Annotated in this window: 15 protein-coding genes and 2 pseudogenes; 9 read left to right on the top strand and 8 right to left on the bottom strand. The window is 56.1% G+C overall.

What is annotated here, in order from left to right; genetic code table 11:
• Nucleotides 1-469 precede the first annotated feature (469 nt).
• Together N7E01_RS12970 and N7E01_RS12965 are read left to right on the top strand one after the other, a co-directional pair.
• Nucleotides 470-922, top strand: coding sequence for a hypothetical protein (locus N7E01_RS12970; RefSeq protein ID WP_289173161.1), 453 nt, complete (start codon nucleotides 470-472; stop codon nucleotides 920-922).
• A 109-nt stretch (nucleotides 923-1,031) separates the two neighbouring features.
• Nucleotides 1,032-1,487 carry a hypothetical protein gene (locus N7E01_RS12965; RefSeq protein WP_289173160.1) on the top strand — a complete coding sequence of 152 codons (456 nt, stop codon included), beginning with the start codon at nucleotides 1,032-1,034 and terminating at the stop codon, nucleotides 1,485-1,487.
• A gap of 90 nt (nucleotides 1,488-1,577) precedes the next feature.
• Here N7E01_RS12965 and N7E01_RS12960 read toward each other — a convergent pair whose 3' ends face one another.
• The 6 genes from N7E01_RS12960 to N7E01_RS12935 form a co-directional block, all read right to left on the bottom strand.
• Complete coding sequence (locus N7E01_RS12960; RefSeq protein ID WP_289175812.1) at nucleotides 1,578-2,531, bottom strand: FAD:protein FMN transferase; 954 nt, start codon at nucleotides 2,529-2,531, stop codon at nucleotides 1,578-1,580.
• Nucleotides 2,521-3,315: a ferredoxin reductase domain-containing protein gene (locus tag N7E01_RS12955; protein WP_289173159.1), complete on the bottom strand. Its 795-nt coding sequence runs from the start codon at nucleotides 3,313-3,315 to the stop codon at nucleotides 2,521-2,523. Before N7E01_RS12955 ends, N7E01_RS12960 begins: the two co-directional genes overlap by 11 nt.
• Before the next feature lie 148 nt (nucleotides 3,316-3,463).
• On the bottom strand, nucleotides 3,464-4,363 hold the full coding sequence (locus N7E01_RS12950) for a PepSY-associated TM helix domain-containing protein (protein WP_289173158.1): 900 nt from the start codon (nucleotides 4,361-4,363) through the stop codon (nucleotides 3,464-3,466).
• A gap of 13 nt (nucleotides 4,364-4,376) precedes the next feature.
• Complete coding sequence (locus N7E01_RS12945) at nucleotides 4,377-4,724, bottom strand: PepSY domain-containing protein (protein ID WP_289173157.1); 348 nt, start codon at nucleotides 4,722-4,724, stop codon at nucleotides 4,377-4,379.
• A gap of 21 nt (nucleotides 4,725-4,745) precedes the next feature.
• Complete coding sequence (locus N7E01_RS12940) at nucleotides 4,746-5,219, bottom strand: DUF2271 domain-containing protein (RefSeq protein ID WP_434089517.1); 474 nt, start codon at nucleotides 5,217-5,219, stop codon at nucleotides 4,746-4,748.
• 46 nt (nucleotides 5,220-5,265) lie between these two features.
• Nucleotides 5,266-5,664: a PepSY domain-containing protein gene (locus tag N7E01_RS12935; protein ID WP_289173156.1), complete on the bottom strand. Its 399-nt coding sequence runs from the start codon at nucleotides 5,662-5,664 to the stop codon at nucleotides 5,266-5,268.
• 273 nt (nucleotides 5,665-5,937) lie between these two features.
• Here N7E01_RS12935 and katG point away from each other — a divergent pair.
• A pseudogene (katG, locus tag N7E01_RS12930) lies at nucleotides 5,938-8,105 on the top strand (catalase/peroxidase HPI).
• Nucleotides 8,106-8,336: 231 nt separating this feature from the next.
• Entirely contained in the window at nucleotides 8,337-9,812 is a 1,476-nt protein-coding gene (locus N7E01_RS12925; RefSeq protein ID WP_289173155.1) for an anion permease, read from the top strand.
• 172 nt (nucleotides 9,813-9,984) lie between these two features.
• Here N7E01_RS12925 and N7E01_RS12920 read toward each other — a convergent pair whose 3' ends face one another.
• Together N7E01_RS12920 and icd are read right to left on the bottom strand one after the other, a co-directional pair.
• The gene (locus N7E01_RS12920; RefSeq protein WP_289173154.1) at nucleotides 9,985-12,207 is read right to left on the bottom strand and encodes an NADP-dependent isocitrate dehydrogenase; all 2,223 of its coding nucleotides are present in this window, start codon (nucleotides 12,205-12,207) and stop codon (nucleotides 9,985-9,987) included.
• 135 nt (nucleotides 12,208-12,342) lie between these two features.
• Nucleotides 12,343-13,595 (bottom strand): annotated as a pseudogene (icd, locus tag N7E01_RS12915) (NADP-dependent isocitrate dehydrogenase).
• A 145-nt stretch (nucleotides 13,596-13,740) separates the two neighbouring features.
• Here icd and N7E01_RS12910 point away from each other — a divergent pair.
• From N7E01_RS12910 to N7E01_RS12890, 5 genes are all read left to right on the top strand, one after another.
• Nucleotides 13,741-14,049 carry a PAS domain-containing protein gene (locus N7E01_RS12910; RefSeq protein ID WP_289173153.1) on the top strand — a complete coding sequence of 103 codons (309 nt, stop codon included), beginning with the start codon at nucleotides 13,741-13,743 and terminating at the stop codon, nucleotides 14,047-14,049.
• A 2-nt stretch (nucleotides 14,050-14,051) separates the two neighbouring features.
• Nucleotides 14,052-14,807, top strand: coding sequence for a sensor histidine kinase (locus N7E01_RS12905; RefSeq protein ID WP_289173152.1), 756 nt, complete (start codon nucleotides 14,052-14,054; stop codon nucleotides 14,805-14,807).
• Complete coding sequence (locus N7E01_RS12900) at nucleotides 14,804-15,412, top strand: ANTAR domain-containing response regulator (protein WP_289173151.1); 609 nt, start codon at nucleotides 14,804-14,806, stop codon at nucleotides 15,410-15,412. Before N7E01_RS12905 ends, N7E01_RS12900 begins: the two co-directional genes overlap by 4 nt.
• A 264-nt stretch (nucleotides 15,413-15,676) precedes the next feature.
• Nucleotides 15,677-15,907 (top strand): PAS domain S-box protein, encoded by a 231-nt coding sequence (locus N7E01_RS12895; protein ID WP_289173150.1) that lies wholly within the window; start codon nucleotides 15,677-15,679, stop codon nucleotides 15,905-15,907.
• Complete coding sequence (locus tag N7E01_RS12890) at nucleotides 15,864-17,243, top strand: methyl-accepting chemotaxis protein (protein ID WP_289173149.1); 1,380 nt, start codon at nucleotides 15,864-15,866, stop codon at nucleotides 17,241-17,243. Before N7E01_RS12895 ends, N7E01_RS12890 begins: the two co-directional genes overlap by 44 nt.
• The last annotated feature ends 87 nt before the right edge of the window (nucleotides 17,244-17,330 follow it).

Raw genomic sequence — 17,330 nt, 5'->3', positions numbered from 1 at the left:
CCCTTGGTTTCCCAAGGGCTTTTTTGTTGCCTGAAAAAACTTGACTGACAATCGCTTTTTCCCTACTTTGGCCCCGATGGCACACGTTGATTCCAATGTAGCCTGCCTATGCCATGAAGGAGACGAAAGTGGCGACAACAACATTCAGTTTCAACATAGACCCCACAATATCTGCGTTTGACTACAGCCACATTTACTTCATCGCATTTGACCAGGCAGGTAACGCGGTTCCCATAAATCGCCAGCTGGACTCTTATGAAAATGTCATTAAACTGGTCGAAAATTACGCCACCCAAAACATAACTAAGGCCACCATCACCCAGGGGCCGAATGTCGGGTCTTATTACCCGTCCAACTATTACGTTGTCATGCAATCGTCGGCGTCATCTGCCGGAGATTTATCCTGGCTGCTGTCCCAAAAGCCAATCTCACACCCCAGAATGCCCTGTCCTACGATTTCAATTTCACAATGGTTGAGGCTGTCCTGACACCTTCGGTATTTGATCAGATCGACATCTCGGCGCTGAACAACTTCGGACCCAACGTATCCATCCAGGTCAACGGTCAACCACAGGGAATAGTGAGTTCCTCGGGATTCAATGCGAGTCTGGACACACTCATGAAGCACCTTCCAGCCGGTGCGGTTCAGGGTGCAGACAGCAAAACCCCCATGATTCTTGGCCCCAACGCAAACACCGATCTTTGGCCAACTGATGTGTGGAAGCCCTACCTTGACGACATCATCGCCAATCCGCGTGTCGCTGCCGGGGTCAAGTCGCAATATTTCTTCAACGCAAACACCCTGAACCTGTACCAGTTAAGCACGCAAACCGCTGGCACAACCGGTGCGCCCGGCTCATCAGATACACAATTCGTGTTAAGCCCCTGTTTCCAGGATTGCCCGGCGCGAATACGAACGTGATCAGCATGTCGTACTCCGACCTGCAAAATGCAATTTATGCCCCCACGTTCGGCAACGACGCCGACGGTTTCGCAAAATCGTATCTTGTGTCCGGCTTTGATGCAGGCCTTTGGGGGCGAACGCAACCTATACCAACCCGAATACGACGCACACGGCGGTTAACGCAACAACCGGGCCAGCGACCATTGATCTGTCCAACAGCTGGAACTGGTCGCAGCTGTATAACTACGATGGTGCCGCTGCAAAAGCTCAAGGCGTCACCGGCATCACGGTTGATAATGTCCTGCCGAAAGCAACGTACGATCAATATGCAGGCACGATTGCCGCACTGGGAAATCCTTACGGCTACACATTTTCCGATTTATTGTCGGTCGGGGGTGTTACGCCTGCACCGAATCTCTGGACAGGCTCACAAGATGCCGCCAGCATCGACATTACGGTCTTCGGCAACGCCACCACACCGGGCTCGTCGGCAAGCCTGCCCTCGGGCTTCAACACCAGCCCCACCGGCTATATCGCACCGCTGTCAACGCCCGGCAACGGCTGGTATTACCAACCTGCCTGAAATGTGGGCCAACGATACGATTAAAGGCGTGTATTCGGCAGCGGGAGGCATTTCAACCGTGGTTGACTGGAATTTCTAAAACCACTCTTTTCATGCACGGGCGAGGACGCCATCAAAAAGGCGTCCGCAACCCACCGCTCTGACACTGCCTGGACCGTCTCGCATCAGAAACAATGCATTAAGCCCCTGACGCAAAGCCAGAGCACACCCTGCCTCAGACCCGACCACCATCAAGGCCGTCGCCCAGGCATCCGCCTCTGCACAGGTCGGCGCGACGACGGTGACTGATGCGGGTGACGACACCAGCGGAGCGCCGCGACGGGGGTCCATGGTGTGGGACAAACGACGCCCATTGACACTGACCCAGTGACGATAATCACCCGAAGTGGCAACAGCAGCATCTTGTAAACACAGCACCGAATGCGCTGCGCGACGATCGGGGTCGGGGGCCTCGACGGCAATGCTCCAGGCCTCGCCATCAGGTCGGGTGCCCAGCGCACGCATTTCGCCATCAATACCCACCAACCCTGCCTGTATGCCATGCTGACGCAAAGCCTGGGCCAGACGGTCAACCCCATACCCTTTGGCGATGCCATTCAGATTGATGTCAATCGCAGCCCGCTTGACTACCCGGCCCCCGTCGTGACACAAAGACTCGTGGGCAGGCCGTCGCGATTCCTTCATGGCGGCCTGAATGCCCGCTGTGTCAGCTGCTTGCGGGCCGAAACCCCAGGCACGTACGGCATCGCCCATACCAATGTCGAAGGCCCCGCCAGAATCCTTGCCAATGGCAAGACCCAGAGCAAGCACTTCTGCCAGCTCATGGGGCACTTCCACCCAAACACCGACTGGTGCATGATTCAGACGCATCAGGTCGCTGTCTGGTTTCCATGTTGACATTTGGGCGTCAACCTGGTCGACGGCCTGCTGCAATGCGCCCCTTAATCGCTCGATATCGAACCCCGGCGGGGTAAAAAACAAGGCAGACCATCGTGTCCCCATTGTCGGGCCATTGAGCGCATGACGAACCTGATCAGTAGACATCTTCAACGTAACGTCCTTTTTCTTTCAGCATTTCTTTGGTCAACCCCAGTGGCACAAGAATTTCAGCCATTGCCTCGTTAACCCCGCGGGCCATTTCACGACCACCGCAAAGCATTATTTTCCCGCCTTGACGAATGACATCGGTAACGACTGAAGCGTTCTGGCGCAACACATCCTGCACGTACTGTGGATGCTCTGAACGAGATATCGCCAGATACAGTTGCTGCAACTGCCCACTGGACTGCCAGGCCGCCAGATCTTCCCGGTACAGGAAATCACTTTCAATGCAGCGAAGCCCGAAAAACAGATGAATGGGTCGTTGGCGATTATTGGCGCGTATAAATCCGATCAAAGGCCCTACCCCGGTACCCGCACCGACGAGAATCAATGGCCTGCTGTCAGAACCGGCATGAAAGCCAGCGTTGTGCCGCAAGAATCCTCTGACCTTCTGACCCGGTTTCAAATCATGCAGCTGCCCGGAGGACAGGCCACCCGGATGCTTGCGCACCACGATTTCCATGTATCCGTCGCGCGTACCCGAGGCCAGCGAATAGAGACGTGGAACACCAGACCCCTCGGGCAAGATACCCAGCAAATCGCCGGCCTCAAAACGTGCAAACCCTTTACCCGTCAAGCGCTGCCAAAACGGGACTTGAGGCAGTTCAAATCGCAAAATTGCCATGGGCACTTGCACGGTTTCACCGTAATCCCTGCGTTCACGCAAAGTCAGCGCTTCACACGCGGGAACCGCCGGTTGATGATCCAGTTCAAGCGGGAGCCCCATAGCAGCACCCAAATCTCTGCCCCAACGCGCAAAGTCTTGAGATGATTGACGATTGATCGTATCAAAAGGCAACAGCACGGGCCAACCCCTGGCGCGGGCTCCCTCATCAACGGCCTTGGCAAACCCACAGAAGTCCGGGAAGCTGCGGTCACCGAAACCCAGCACCGCCAACGGTGCACTGGGGAAACCGCCATCTTTTGCAACTTTTCAAGAAAGCCCCTGGCTGTCGCCGGTGCATCACCATCACCGTACGTGGCCGCAAAGATGAAGAAGCGCTCGGCACGACGATAACGCAAGGGTTCAAAATCGGACATTGGAACAACATGCACCCCCTGCCCCGCACTGCGTAGAGCAGCTGCCAGCGCCGCAGCAAACCCCAGGTACTTCCACCCTCCGAACCCACGAGAATGACAGATTGAGCCTGCCAGGCAGGCGCATTGTCTTTAAGTCGAGGACGCACCCGTCGACCGGCAAGCCAAATGAAAACCCCAGTCACAGCCATGACCGGGACACCCAGCGCCATTACACCCAGCAGAAGTCCCAGAATGGCTGCACCCTGCCCCGTATGCAACATGTAAATCGTTTCTGAAAGCTTCTCCAGGAAGCTCAGATCTTGCCAGATCAACAACGTCCCGGTTCCGGCATCGACGTATCCGGTACCCTGATTGGTTACCAGAGTAAATGGCTCATGAGGATCATCGGCGGCAGGAAAACTCAGTTCACGCAACTCGATGGCAGGAATCGACCGAAACGCTTCCATGTCGGCAATCGGCATACCCTTCAAACCACTCAGTTGAGCAGGCATTTGCGGGCTGACGGGTTCGACCGATACCACATCAAAGGTCTCTGCCGACATCCAGATCGCCGTCGAGGCCGACAGGACCAGCCCAAACACCGCCATACGCGCGATTTCGGTATGGAGTCGCCCGGCCAGCGGGCCACGCAAACGCGCAAACCAGCGGCGCCACCCACCCGTGCGCCGAGCTACCAGTACGGCGCCGGACAACGCCAGTATCAGCATGGCAACCGCACCCACAAGCGTAGTCAATCGACCTGCATCGTCAAAAAAGGGAACGATGCAGCGTGGTCAGCCACTTGCGTACAAGGTCAGGATCAGCACTCGCAACACTCTGACCCGTCATTGGATCAACGACGGCAGAACCTGGCTGATCACCCTCAAACCACCAGGCTCTGAACTGCCCCGAGGGCGATCGCTTGATTTGCTCAAGCCCCGGGTGAGTTTCTTGCAACCGCATGGCCAACTCTGCCACCGTCAATTCGGCGTCAATTGCAGGCGCCTTCGCAGCCTCGAGTGCCGGGAAAATCGACAGCGCCACTCCGCTGAGACTGATGACCAGCAATAGCGCCGCCAATACCAGCCCAGGCCACCGATGCAGAATGCGAATCATGAATAAATCTCTCGTTCGAAATCAGGGGCTGTAAGTGAAACCGGCCACATACTGCTTGCCGCTGACCGATTGACCTGCACCGGCTTTAGTCAACGGAACCGAAATTTCGCGAGGACTGTCCCGCATATCTTCAGCTGCGGCATCGATATTGATCTTGTAGCCGGCGTCGAACAGCGCATCCTCAAGCTCGACAGACACTTTGAGTGTCTTGCCCGCTCCAACGCTGGCCCCTGTCAGCCCGTTGATCTGCGCGGAACTGCCACCGGTTGCCCGATACCAGTCGGTCAGGTGCTTGTAATACTTTGACTTCTTTCCTGCCACCCACAGCGTACGCACATAGGCACCGGATGCGTCAGTCAGATAAAGCGCCAGATAGGCGCCATCGCCCCCATAGTTCTTTAGCGTTGTGGTGACGGTCACCGGGCGTGCCATGGCGATGCCGGGCAGGACCAGAGCGGTAGAGAGAGCGATAATCGCAAGATTGCGTTTCATCATTAGTTTCCTTTTGATTTTGCCGGGAACAAGGGAGGACGACCAATTTTCAATTGGTATCAGGCCGCGTCGGGGACGCCGCCGAAGGCACATCTGGAGCACGGGAGCTGTCAGGGTTTACAGGGGTTCCTGCCCGGGCGTTCAGACCCCGCAGATAGGGTGAGGCATCCGCACCCGGACGAAAACGTACTTCAAGTTCAAGAATCGCCAAAGTAGCAGGCTCTATTTTCAATTCAACGCGGTTGCCATCGGCATCCCGGCCACGTATCTCGTAACACCCATCATCGATACGCATCCGCTCTGAAGTGACACCCAACCCTCTCGCGTAGGCGGCCACGGTGTCGCGCGACTTCCACTCGGCCATTGGGCTATGACAATCATCACCGGCCAATGCCGTACCTGACGCTGTCAGCACAATAACGGTGGCGATGGGGGCTAATGCTTTCATGGCATGACTCCTTTCCTGTTGAGACTCAAGCATAGTCCCCGAAAAATGAACACAACATGAATACTGAAACTACGATCAAGTTTTGTATCTGCTGGCGTAATCCTGAAAACTCAGGGAAAAGGTTTTGAAGTAGTATTTTTTGCAAGCCCAGAACGATCAGTGACACGGCAACCCATAGTATTTGACTATCAATTAAATCTGAACAATCAATTTCATAAATTCATCTAATTGCGTGACAATGAACCATCTCACAACAACAGCAAGGAGCACAGCATGGAATCCACACAACACTCTTCCGGTCAATGCCCTGTAATGCACGGTGGCGCGACATCTGCCGGCCAGACACAAATGGCCTGGTGGCCAGAATCACTCAACCTTGACATCCTGCACCAGCACGACAACAAGACCAACCCCTTGCAGGGCTTCAATTACCGCGACGCCGTCAAGACACTTGACGTCGATACCCTTAAAAAGACCTGGCCGAACTGATGACCAGCAGCCAGCCCTGGTGGCCGGCTGACTGGGGTCACTACGGCGGCCTGATGATCCGCATGGCCTGGCACGCCGCGGGCACCTACCGTATTGCCGACGGCCGTGGCGGTGCAGGCACGGGGAACCAACGCTTTGCGCCCTTGAACTCATGGCCCGACAACGGCAACCTGGACAAGGCACGTCGCCTGCTGTGGCCCATCAAAAAGAAATACGGCAACAAGCTCAGCTGGGCAGACCTGATTATTCTGGCCGGTAACGTTGCCTACGAAACCATGGGTTTCAAGACCTTTGGTTTTGCCTTCGGCCGCGAAGACATCTGGCACCCCGAAAAAGACATTTACTGGGGCTCCGAAAAAGAATGGCTGGCCAAGAGCGGAGGCGAAGGCAGCCGCTACAGTGGCGAACGCGACCTTGAAAATCCGCTGGCTGCGGTGATGATGGGCCTTATTTACGTCAATCCGGAAGGCGTTGACGGCAACCCCGACCCATTGAAAACAGCCCACGACATGCGTGTCACGTTTGCCCGCATGGCCATGAACGACGAAGAAACCGTTGCGCTGACTGCCGGTGGCCACACCGTCGGTAAAGCTCACGGCAATGGCAACGCCGCCAACCTTGGGCCGGCCCCCGAAGGCGCCGACGTTGAAGAGCAAGGCCTTGGCTGGATGAACCACAAAACCCGAGGTATTGGCCGTGACACGGTAACCAGTGGTGTAGAAGGTGCCTGGACGACCAACCCTACAACATGGGACAATGGTTTCTTCCAGATGCTGCTCAAGCACGACTGGGAGCTGACCAAGAGCCCTGCAGGCGCATGGCAATGGAAGCCGGTCAGCATCAAGGAAGAAGACATGCCGGCCGATGTCGAAGACCCGTCGATCCGCTGCATGCCCATGATGACTGACGCCGACATGGCCCTCAAAATGGACCCGGAATACCGCAAGATTTCCGAGCGCTTTGCGGCAGATCAGGCATACTTTGAAGACGTTTTCGCACGCGCCTGGTTCAAACTGACCCACCGCGACATGGGCCCCAAATCCCGCTATATTGGCCCCGAAGTACCTGCAGAAGACCTGATCTGGCAAGATCCGGTGCCTGCCGGGAACGCGAACTACGATATCGACGCCGTAAAGGCAAAAATCGCTGCCGCAGGCCTGAGCGTCAACGAACTGGTGTCAACCGCCTGGGACAGCGCCCGCACTTACCGCGGCTCTGACCACCGTGGTGGCGCCAACGGAGCTCGCATTCGCCTGGCACCGCAAAAAGACTGGGAAGGCAACGAGCCCGGTCGATTGTCCAAAGTGCTGGCTGTTTATGAAAAGATTGCTGCTGACACTGGGGCCAGTGTTGCCGATGTCATTGTCCTGGGTGGTAACGTTGGCATCGAACACGCCGCAAAAGCTGCGGGTATCAATGTCACTGTGCCTTTCGCGCCGGGTCGTGGCGATGCCACACAAGCACAAACCGATGTGGAGTCTTTCGAAGTGCTCGAACCCGTCGCCGATGGCTTCCGAAACTGGCAACAAAAGCACTTTGTGGTCAAACCCGAAGAACTGTTGCTTGATCGTGCCCAGCTGATGGGGCTGACTGCCGCCGAGATGACGGTTCTTATCGGTGGCCTGCGGGTTTTGGGCACCAACCATGGCGGTACTAAGCATGGCGTGTTTACCGACCGCGTCGGTGCCCTGACCAACGACTTTTTCGTCAACCTGACCGATATGTCGTACAGCTGGAAACCGACAGGCCGGAACAGCTATGACATCGTTGATCGTGCCAGCGGTGCCACGAAGTGGACAGCCACCCGTGTCGATCTGGTGTTCGGTTCAAACTCGATCTTGCGTGCGTATGCCGAAGTCTATGCCCAGGACGACAACCGCGAGAAATTCGTGCATGATTTCATCGCCGCCTGGACCAAGGTAATGAACGCTGACCGTTTCGATCTGCAGTAATCGGCACGGGGGCAATTGATGCGAACTGCCCCCGATGCCTATTGCACAAACAACAAGCCCCCGCGCCTCGTGGTTCGGGGCTTTTCACCTTGAACATCAAACCAGGAAGCCGTACGAGTTACCAAAACCGTAACAACACGCAGCGACAATGACATCCGTCAAAGCCCATAACACCCAGACCCTCTAGGATCACGGGAGTCAAACAACGTCCTCTTGCAAAGGCCAATTCCCATGTCAGTCACTCTCGAACCCGTCAAGCCGGTCCCCGCGCTGGTTTCAGTCGCAATAACACTAACCCTCTGGTTTTTAATTCCCCCACCCGAAGGGGTCAGCCAGAATGCCTGGCATCATCTGGCGCTGTTTGTCGGCACCATTGCCGCCATCATTGGCAAGGCGCTACCCATCGGGGCCGTGTCCATCATCGCCATCTCGCTGGTCGCCATTACCGGCGTCACCAATCCGGGCAAGCCGGGCGCAGCACTGGCCGATGCACTGAGCGGGTTCTCAAACAGTCTGATATGGCTGATCGGGATCTCGATCATGATTTCCATCAGCCTGACCAAAACCGGGCTGGGTGCCCGTATCGGTTACATGCTGATTGCCTTGTTCGGAAAACGTACCTTGGGTATTGCCTATGCACTGGCGTTCACTGAAACCATTCTGGCACCGGTAACCCCCAGCAATACCGCGCGCGGCGGTGGCATCATTCACCCGATCATGAAGTCAGTTGCGGACAGCTTCGGCTCGAAGCCTGAACCGGGCTCCACCGAAAAAATCGGTCGATACCTGTCCCTGGTGAACTACAACACCAATCCGATTACATCAGCCATGTTTATCACAGCAACCGCACCGAACCCGCTGATTGTCAGCCTGATTGCACAAGGTACCGACCCGGCCTTTGAGCTCAGCTGGACAATGTGGGCAGTTGCCGCCTTTGTGCCCGGCATCATTTCGCTGTTACTGATGCCCCTGGTTATTTACTTCATGTACAAACCGGAAATCACCAAGACACCCGATGCCCCTGACTTTGCCAAAGCGCAACTCGAACGTCTGGGGCCGCTGTCACTGGCTGAAAAAGTCACGCTCGGTGTATTCGGACTATTGTTGTTCATGTGGGCCGGGGTACCCGAACTGCTGTTCGGCGATGCCTATGCCATCAACCCGACAACGGCAGCCTTTATCGGGCTGTCAATCCTGCTCGTCACCGGTGTGCTTCAATGGGATGAGGTCCTGAAAAACAAAGGCGCCTGGGATACCGTTGTCTGGTTTGCCGCACTCGTGATGATGGCCAGCTTTCTGGGCAAGCTGGGCCTGGTGTCGTGGCTGGCAACGACGGTTGGCTCCGGGATTGACAGTCTGGGCGTCGGCTGGATTCCTGGCATGCTGATTCTGGTGCTGGTCTACGTGTACACCCACTATTTCTTCGCCAGCACAACGGCGCACATTACTGCCATGATGGCGGCCTTCCTGACCGCAGGTATTGCATTGGGTGCCCCACCTGCCCTGCTGGCCCTTACGCTGGGCTTTTCATCATCACTGATGATGTCACTGACCCACTATGGCACCGGCACAGCACCGATCATCTTCGGTTCGGGCTACGCCACACTGGGCGAATGGTGGAAAGTCGGCTTTGTCATGAGCGTCGTCAACCTTGCCGTTTGGTTCTATATCGGCGGGTTGTGGTGGAAGATTCTGGGTTACTGGTGATCAAACAAAAGGTTGCCGGTCATTAAATTAAAACCGAAACGCCCCTGAACACAGTATGTTCAGGGGCGTTTCGGTTTACTGCAGGCCACCGTCAAAACCCGGATACAGCACCTGCAAACTTAACGTGCACCGCACTCGTCAGGTCTGAAACCCACTAAGTGCGGTACTGGCATCAACCCAGCAATGCAATCGCTGCGTTAAGGGTAGCACTGGGGCGCATGGCCGCGTCAACCTTGGCCGTGCTGGGGCGGTAGTAGCCGCTGATGTCAACCGGCTTGCCTTGTGGAGCCGCCAGTTCAGCCACGATCTTGGCTTCATTTTCGGTCAAGGTTTTTGCAACCTGAACGAACTTGGCCTGCAACTCGATGTCATCGGTTTGCTCGGCCAAGGCTTGCGCCCAGAACATGACCAGGTAGAAGTGGCTGCCACGGTTATCAAGACCACCTACCTTACGGTCAGGCGAACGGTTCTCGTCAAGGAAACGACCTGTCGCACGATCAAGTGTATCGGCCAGCACCTTGGCTTTCGGGTTGTTGTAGCTATTGGCCAGATGCTCAAGCGATGCCGCAAGCGCCAGGAACTCGCCCAGTGAATCCCAACGCAGGAAGCCCTCTTCAACAAATTGCTGAACGTGCTTGGGCGCAGAACCACCGGCACCGGTTTCAAACAGGCCACCACCCGCCATCAGCGGCACGATGGACAGCATCTTGGCACTGGTACCCAGTTCCATGATGGGGAACAGGTCGGTCAGGTAATCGCGCAACACGTTTCCGGTAACCGAAATGGTGTCCTGACCCTTGCGAATACGTTCGAGCGAGAACAACGTAGCGTCAACCGGCGTCATGATCCGGATATCGAGGCCGCTGGTGTCGTGATCTTTCAGGTAGCGTTCGACTTTGGCGATCAGTTGCGCATCGTGGCCACGGGCAGGATCAAGCCAGAATACTGCCGGGGTGTTGCTAAGGCGTGCACGGTTGACGGCCAGTTTGACCCAATCTTGAATCGGGGCATCTTTGGTCTGGCACATGCGCCAGATATCGCCGGCCTGAACCTCATGCTCGATCAGGGTGTTGCCCGCGGCATCAAGCACACGAACCACGCCATCGGCAGGTACGACAAATGTCTTGTCGTGCGAGCCGTACTCTTCGGCGGCCTGGGCCATCAGACCCACATTGGGTACGCTACCCATAGTCGCCGGGTCAAACGCGCCATTGCGCTTGCAGTCTTCAATAACCGCCTGGTAAACGCCGGCATAGCAACGATCGGGAATAACGGCTTTGGCATCCTGCAGTTTGCCTTCGGCATTCCACATTTTGCCCGAGTCACGAATCATGGCAGGCATGGACGCATCAACGATGACATCACTGGGCACATGCAGGTTGGTAATCCCCTTGTCGGAATTGACCATGGCCAGCGCGGGCAGCACCTTATAGGCCGCATCGATGTCCGCCTTGATGGCCTCTTGCTGAGTGGCAGGCAAATCACCCAGACGAGCGTACAAATCGCCAATACCGTTGTTGGGATTAAAGCCGATTTGCTTGAGCGCATCAGCGTGCTTGTCCAGCACGTCTTTGTAGAATACCGAAACGACATGACCGAACAGCACAGGGTCGGACACTTTCATCATGGTGGCTTTCAGGTGCACCGAAAACAGAACGCCCTGCTGCCTGGCCTCTTCGATTTGGGCTTGCAGGAAGCTGCGCAGTTTGGAAGCCGACATGACAGAGCCGTCAATGACCTCGCCCGCTTTCAAGGATGTTTTGGCTTTCAGGACGGTTTTACTGCCGTCTTTGGCAGTCAGTTCGATTTTGACGTCGCCCGCCTGATCAACCACAACGGATTTTTCGGAGCCGTAAAAGTCGCCATCGGTCATGCTGGCCACATGGGCTTTCGAGTCGGCCGCCCAGGCACCCATTTTATGAGGATGCTTGCGCGCATAATTTTTTACAGACAGTGGCGCACGACGATCGGAGTTCCCTTCACGCAAAACCGGATTTACCGCGCTGCCCTTGACCTTGTCATAGCGCGCCTTGATATCTTTTTCTTCGTCGGTTTTGGGCTCATCGGGGTAATCGGGCAAGGCATAGCCCAAGGCCTGCAACTCTTTGATGGCCGCCTTCAGCTGAGGCATTGATGCACTGATATTCGGCAACTTGATGATATTGGCTTCTGGCTTGGTGGCCAGTTCACCCAATTCAGCCAGCGCATCAGAAACTTTTTGTTCAGCAGTCAAACGGTCGGGGAACACCGCCAGAATACGACCCGACAACGAAATATCACGCGTTTCCATGGCGACGCCGGCCGTGCGGGCAAACGCTTCGACCATGGGCAACAACGAATGGGTCGCCAATGCGGGCGCTTCGTCGGTCAGGGTATAGATAATCTTGGAAGTCATAGTTTCCTCTTGAGCCTGTGTCTGTCGCGGAATAAGCAGGCACGGATAGCCGGGACTGGACACCGCGGGTTAGCGTGATATGTCTTATATAAGATACAAGACAACATTTCTATTATAGCGACTGCCTCGTCGCAATTACATCCGGTTAATGATTTCCTGACCAAAGCCCGAGCATGACACCTGGGTTGCTCCGGTCAAACGGCGTGCAAAGTCATACGTCACAACCTTTTCTTGTATGGCAGCTTCAAGACCGGTTGTGATCAAGGTTGCCGCCTCGGCCCAACCCATATGCCGCAACATCATTTCAGCCGACAAGATCGCCGAACCTGGGTTGACGTAATCTTTACCCGCGTACTTGGGCGCTGACCCGTGAGTCACCTCGAAAAGGGCCACGGAGTCTGACAGGTTGGCCCCCGGTGCAATGGCAGTCCCCCTACCTGTGCAGCCAGAGCCGCTGAAAAATAATCGCCATTGAGATTGGTGGTCGCGATGACATCAAATTCACGCGGCCGCAGCAACGCCTGCGGCATGAAGGCATCGGCCAGAACGTCTTTAATGATGATGTCACGCCCTGTATTGGGGTTACGCAAACGACACCATGGGCCGCCATCAACCAGCTGGGCACCGAACTCGTCACGCGCAAGCGCATAGCCCCAGTCGCGAAAAGCGCCATCGGTAAATTTCATGATGTTGCCCTTATGCACCAGCGTGACCGAACTTCGATCATGATCAATGGCGTACTGCAACGCCTTGCGCACCAAACGCTCTGACCCTTGTTTCGATGCCGTTTTAATGCCAATGGCAGAGGTTTCGGGAAAGCGGATATGCTGCGCGCCCAGCGTATTTTGCAAGAAATCGATCAGGGCACCGGCCTGCGACGAGAACGCCGGGTACTCAATACCAGCATAGACATCCTCATCATTTTCGCGGAACACCACCATATTGACCCGTTCGGGATTAACCACTGGCGAGGGTACACCCTTGATATAGCGGACCGGCCGCAAGCACACGTAAAGGTCAAGCTGCTGGCGCAACGCCACGTTGAATGAACGAATGCCGCTACTGACCGGCGTGGTCAGCGGCCCCTTGATGGCCACGATGTAATCACGAATCGCCTGCACCGTTTCAGCCGGCAACTGAGTGTCGCCATACAAACCAGCCGCCTTTTCACCCGCAAAAATCTCCATCCAGTGAATGGCACGCAGGCCCTGATAAGCCTTTGCAATCGCGGCATCAACCACTTTGCGCATGACAGGCATGATGTCTTTACCGGTTCCGTCGCCCTCGATGTACGGAATGATGACCTGATCGGGGACATGCAACGACCCATCGACATTGGCGATGATCTTTTCCCCGTTAACAGGGACCTGAATATGCTGGTACGACATGATGCTTTCCTTGGGGACGACAGCCTGGTCGCCGCTTGAAACTAAAAATGATTTACCTGATTTTATCGCGGACCTCGGGTTTGTCCCCCTTCATTTTTAAAGGCATGTATTTACAATGGGCCAGTTTTCTGAACATGATTCATCTATGTCTGACCTCTTGCATTCACCACGGGCCACCGATATCGCCACGCACACCTGCGAAGCCTCACCCGTTGCATTTGTCACGCTATTCGATGAAAGCCTTCATACCTTCTGGGTGTCCCCGGGGTTCACACAACTTACGGGCTACACGCCCGACGAGGTCATCGGGCGTAAGGTCAGCCAGCTGCTGCATGGCCCTGAAACCGATGCTGACATGATCAGCCAGCTGCGAACGCAAATCGCACTCAAGCAAAATTTTTCAGGTGAACTGCTCAGTTACACCAAAAACCAGACCCCTTCTGGGTGCACCTGAGTGTGTCACCCATCTTCAACGCCCACAACGAATTTCAGCACTTTCTGGCTCTTCATTCGGTAAATACCCACGCGGCCTTCATCGAATCGCAAACCCAACTGTACGTCGAACGCCTCGAACGTCAACGCAACGTCCTGATCCGCGAGGTACATCACCGCATCAAGAACAGCCTGCAAGGGGTGGCAGGAATGCTGCGCCAGCATGCCCAGGCCCAACCCTGGACCGCACCCATTCTGGAACGGGCCATTGCCCAGGTTCGCACCGTTGCTGTCGTCCACGGTCTGGAAGGCAAAGCCTTGTACAACGAGGTGGTTCTGTGCGAGATGGCACCCAGCATTGCGCGCATGGTGCAAGAGCTGGTGCTGCCAGCCGGACAGGTCATTACGGTCAGGGTCAATGTCCCCGAACGCATCCGCGTGTCTGAGCCCGAGCGCGTTCCCATTGCCCTCATCCTCAACGAATTGATCCTGAACGCCGCCAAGCACCTGCACGAGAACGAGTCCGGTCGCAGCCTCAGTGTCAGCGTTGTCTGGAACGATGAGAATGAATGCGCCTGCATCACCATCACCAACCCGGGCCAGCTACCTGAAGGGTTCGACTTTGACAATGAGTGCGGCGTTGGCACAGGGCTTGAGCTGGTGCGATCGATGCTACCCACCGACAGTGCCCGTCTCCTGTTCACCAATCGCCCCGGGTTTGTCGAAACACGGCTCATCCTTCGCCCACCCGTTATTTATAGCGTCAGCCAGAAAAAATGACTCACACCGCGTCGCCCGAAACTCCGAAGCTGCTGATCGTCGACGACGACCGACTGGTGCTGGCCATGTTGTCCAAAGGTTTGAAAAACGCAGGTTATCTGGTGGCGGAAGCCAGCTCGGGAGAACAGGCGCTGGCCATCCGCGACAGCTTCCAGCCCGACCTGGCCGTGCTGGACATCAGCATGCCAGGCATGTCCGGCCTGACTCTGGCCGCGCGACTCGCCGAAACGGAACCTATCCCTTTTATTTTTCTGACCGCCTATGCCGATGAAGAAACCGTACGTGAAGCAACCCGCTGCGGCGCCATCGGTTACCTGGTCAAGCCGGTTGATACGGCACAGCTGATCCCGGCCATCGAAGCGGGCCTGGCACGGGCCGCCGATATTGCACAGCTGCAAAAGTCCGAAGAAAACCTGACACATGCGCTGAGCACCAGCCGCGAAATCAGCGTCGCCATCGGCATCATCATGGAGCGCGCTCAACTCGACCAGCACAGCGCCTTTCAGGCCTTGCGTGCCCAGGCCCGCCGTTCGCGCCAGGACATGCAGAGCATGGCCAAATCCATTATCAGCGCGCTTGAAACCCTGAATCAATTCAAGGCCTAGGGTTATCCCACCTAGCGCTGTCCGACAACAGACACAATAATAAAGACATAAAAACTGACGTAACTTACAAATTGACGCACCAAGCCCAAACACCGCCTGTTGCAAACACCATCAACACCCGTCGCCCTGAACCCGCGACACCGACACTGCCTGGCCCAAACCCCGCCATCTCGTTGCGAACAGTGCTGTTCTGCCCGTTGGTATTTACCTCGGCACCAGAACCGCTGCACCAAAGGATCAAAGGACATGAGACAGGAACGCGCAGTGACCCAACACGAATATTGCCTCAAAGATACTGAAACCATCGTTTCAAAAACCGATCTGCAAGGCAACATTACCTATGTCAATCAAGACTTCATCCGTATCAGCGGGTACTCTGCCGACGAACTAATGGGCGCCCCCAGAACATCGTGCGCCACCCCGACATGCCCAAAGAAGCGTTTTACGATTTGTGGCACACCCTGCAAAGCGGCAAGGCCTGGACCGGGCTTGTAAAAACCGCTGCAAGAATGGCGACCATTACTGGGTTGAAGCCCACGCCGCTCCCATTACCGAAAACGGCGAAGTCACCGGCTACACTTCGATCCGCGTCAAGCCCTCGCGCGAACAGGTCCGGCAAGCCGAAGCGGCCTACCGTGACGTACGTGAAGGCAGCCGTCGCATCACTATACGCGAAGGGGCCGTCATCAAACGCCCCCGCTTTGCACGCCACCCTCAGCATCCCCCAGCCGAACTGTCGCTTAAATCGCGGCTGGTGTTATGGACAGGCAGCATGATCGCGCTGTTCCTGCTGAACGCATTCATTATCTGGCAGCTGAATCTTTCCAGCGGCAGCAACACCTCGGGCTCTGTGCTGCCCATTCTGGCTGAACTTACGCTGCTGGCCGGCGCAGTCCTGGCCGCATTCGGTGGCGTGGCCATTTACAAACGGCTCATCAGCCCGCTGGCACAGGCCCAGCGCGACATTGACCGTATGGCGGCCGGCGACTTGTCGGGCCGTATCGACGCCAACGGCGACAACGAAATCGCCCATTTAATGCAGTCGCTGCGCAAGCTGCAAATCAATATCAAACTACTGGTCGGCCAAATCAAAGAAACGACAGATCAGGTCAACCAGCAGGCAACCTCACTGGCCCGTGACAACGGCGAACTGGCCAAACGCACAGAATCGCAAGCCGGCAACGTCGAAGAAACCTCATCGGTAGTGACTGAAATTACCTCCATCGTGCAGCAACATGCCGAAAACTCTGAAGCGGCCAATCAACTGGTGGCCTCAACAGCACAGGCAGCCACGCGTGGCGCTGAAGCCGCCGAACAAGTGACCCGCACCATGGCTGAAATCCAGGACAGCGCAAAGAAAATCGTCGACATCATCAGGGTCATCAATTCGATTGCTTTCCAGACCAACATTCTGGCACTGAATGCAGCCGTTGAAGCCGCCCGGGCCGGCGAACAAGGTCGCGGGTTTGCCGTCGTGGCCGCCGAAGTACGTAATCTTGCCCTGCGCAGTGCCGATGCCGCCAAAGATATCAAGAGCCTCATCCAGGACTCGGCCAACCGGTTAAATGCCGGCAGCGAACAGGTTGAACAAACCGCGCAAATCATGCAAGACATCCTGGGTCGGCCAGGCACGCCACCCAGATCATGGGTGAAATCACCATTGCCGGCAAAGAGCAGAGCCTGGGCATTGAACATATCAACCAGGCGGTCGGCGAAATCGAGGCCATCACCCAAGACAATGCCGTCGCCGTTTCAACCACGGCCCGAACCGCAGAAAGCCTGCAAGAACAGGCCGAAACCCTTTCGCAACTCATCAACGCATTCAAACTGATCAACACCAGCAGCCTGGCACACCCTGTGCAGGCTGCTGCGTCACGCGCAACCGAGGCGGCATCACAGTCCACCCCGCCTCCCATCC

Origin of the sequence: Neopusillimonas aromaticivorans (assembly GCF_030344915.1) — a bacterium.
Lineage (GTDB): Bacteria > Pseudomonadota > Gammaproteobacteria > Burkholderiales > Burkholderiaceae_B > Neopusillimonas > Neopusillimonas aromaticivorans.
This window is presented reverse-complemented; position numbering and strand designations above follow the sequence as displayed.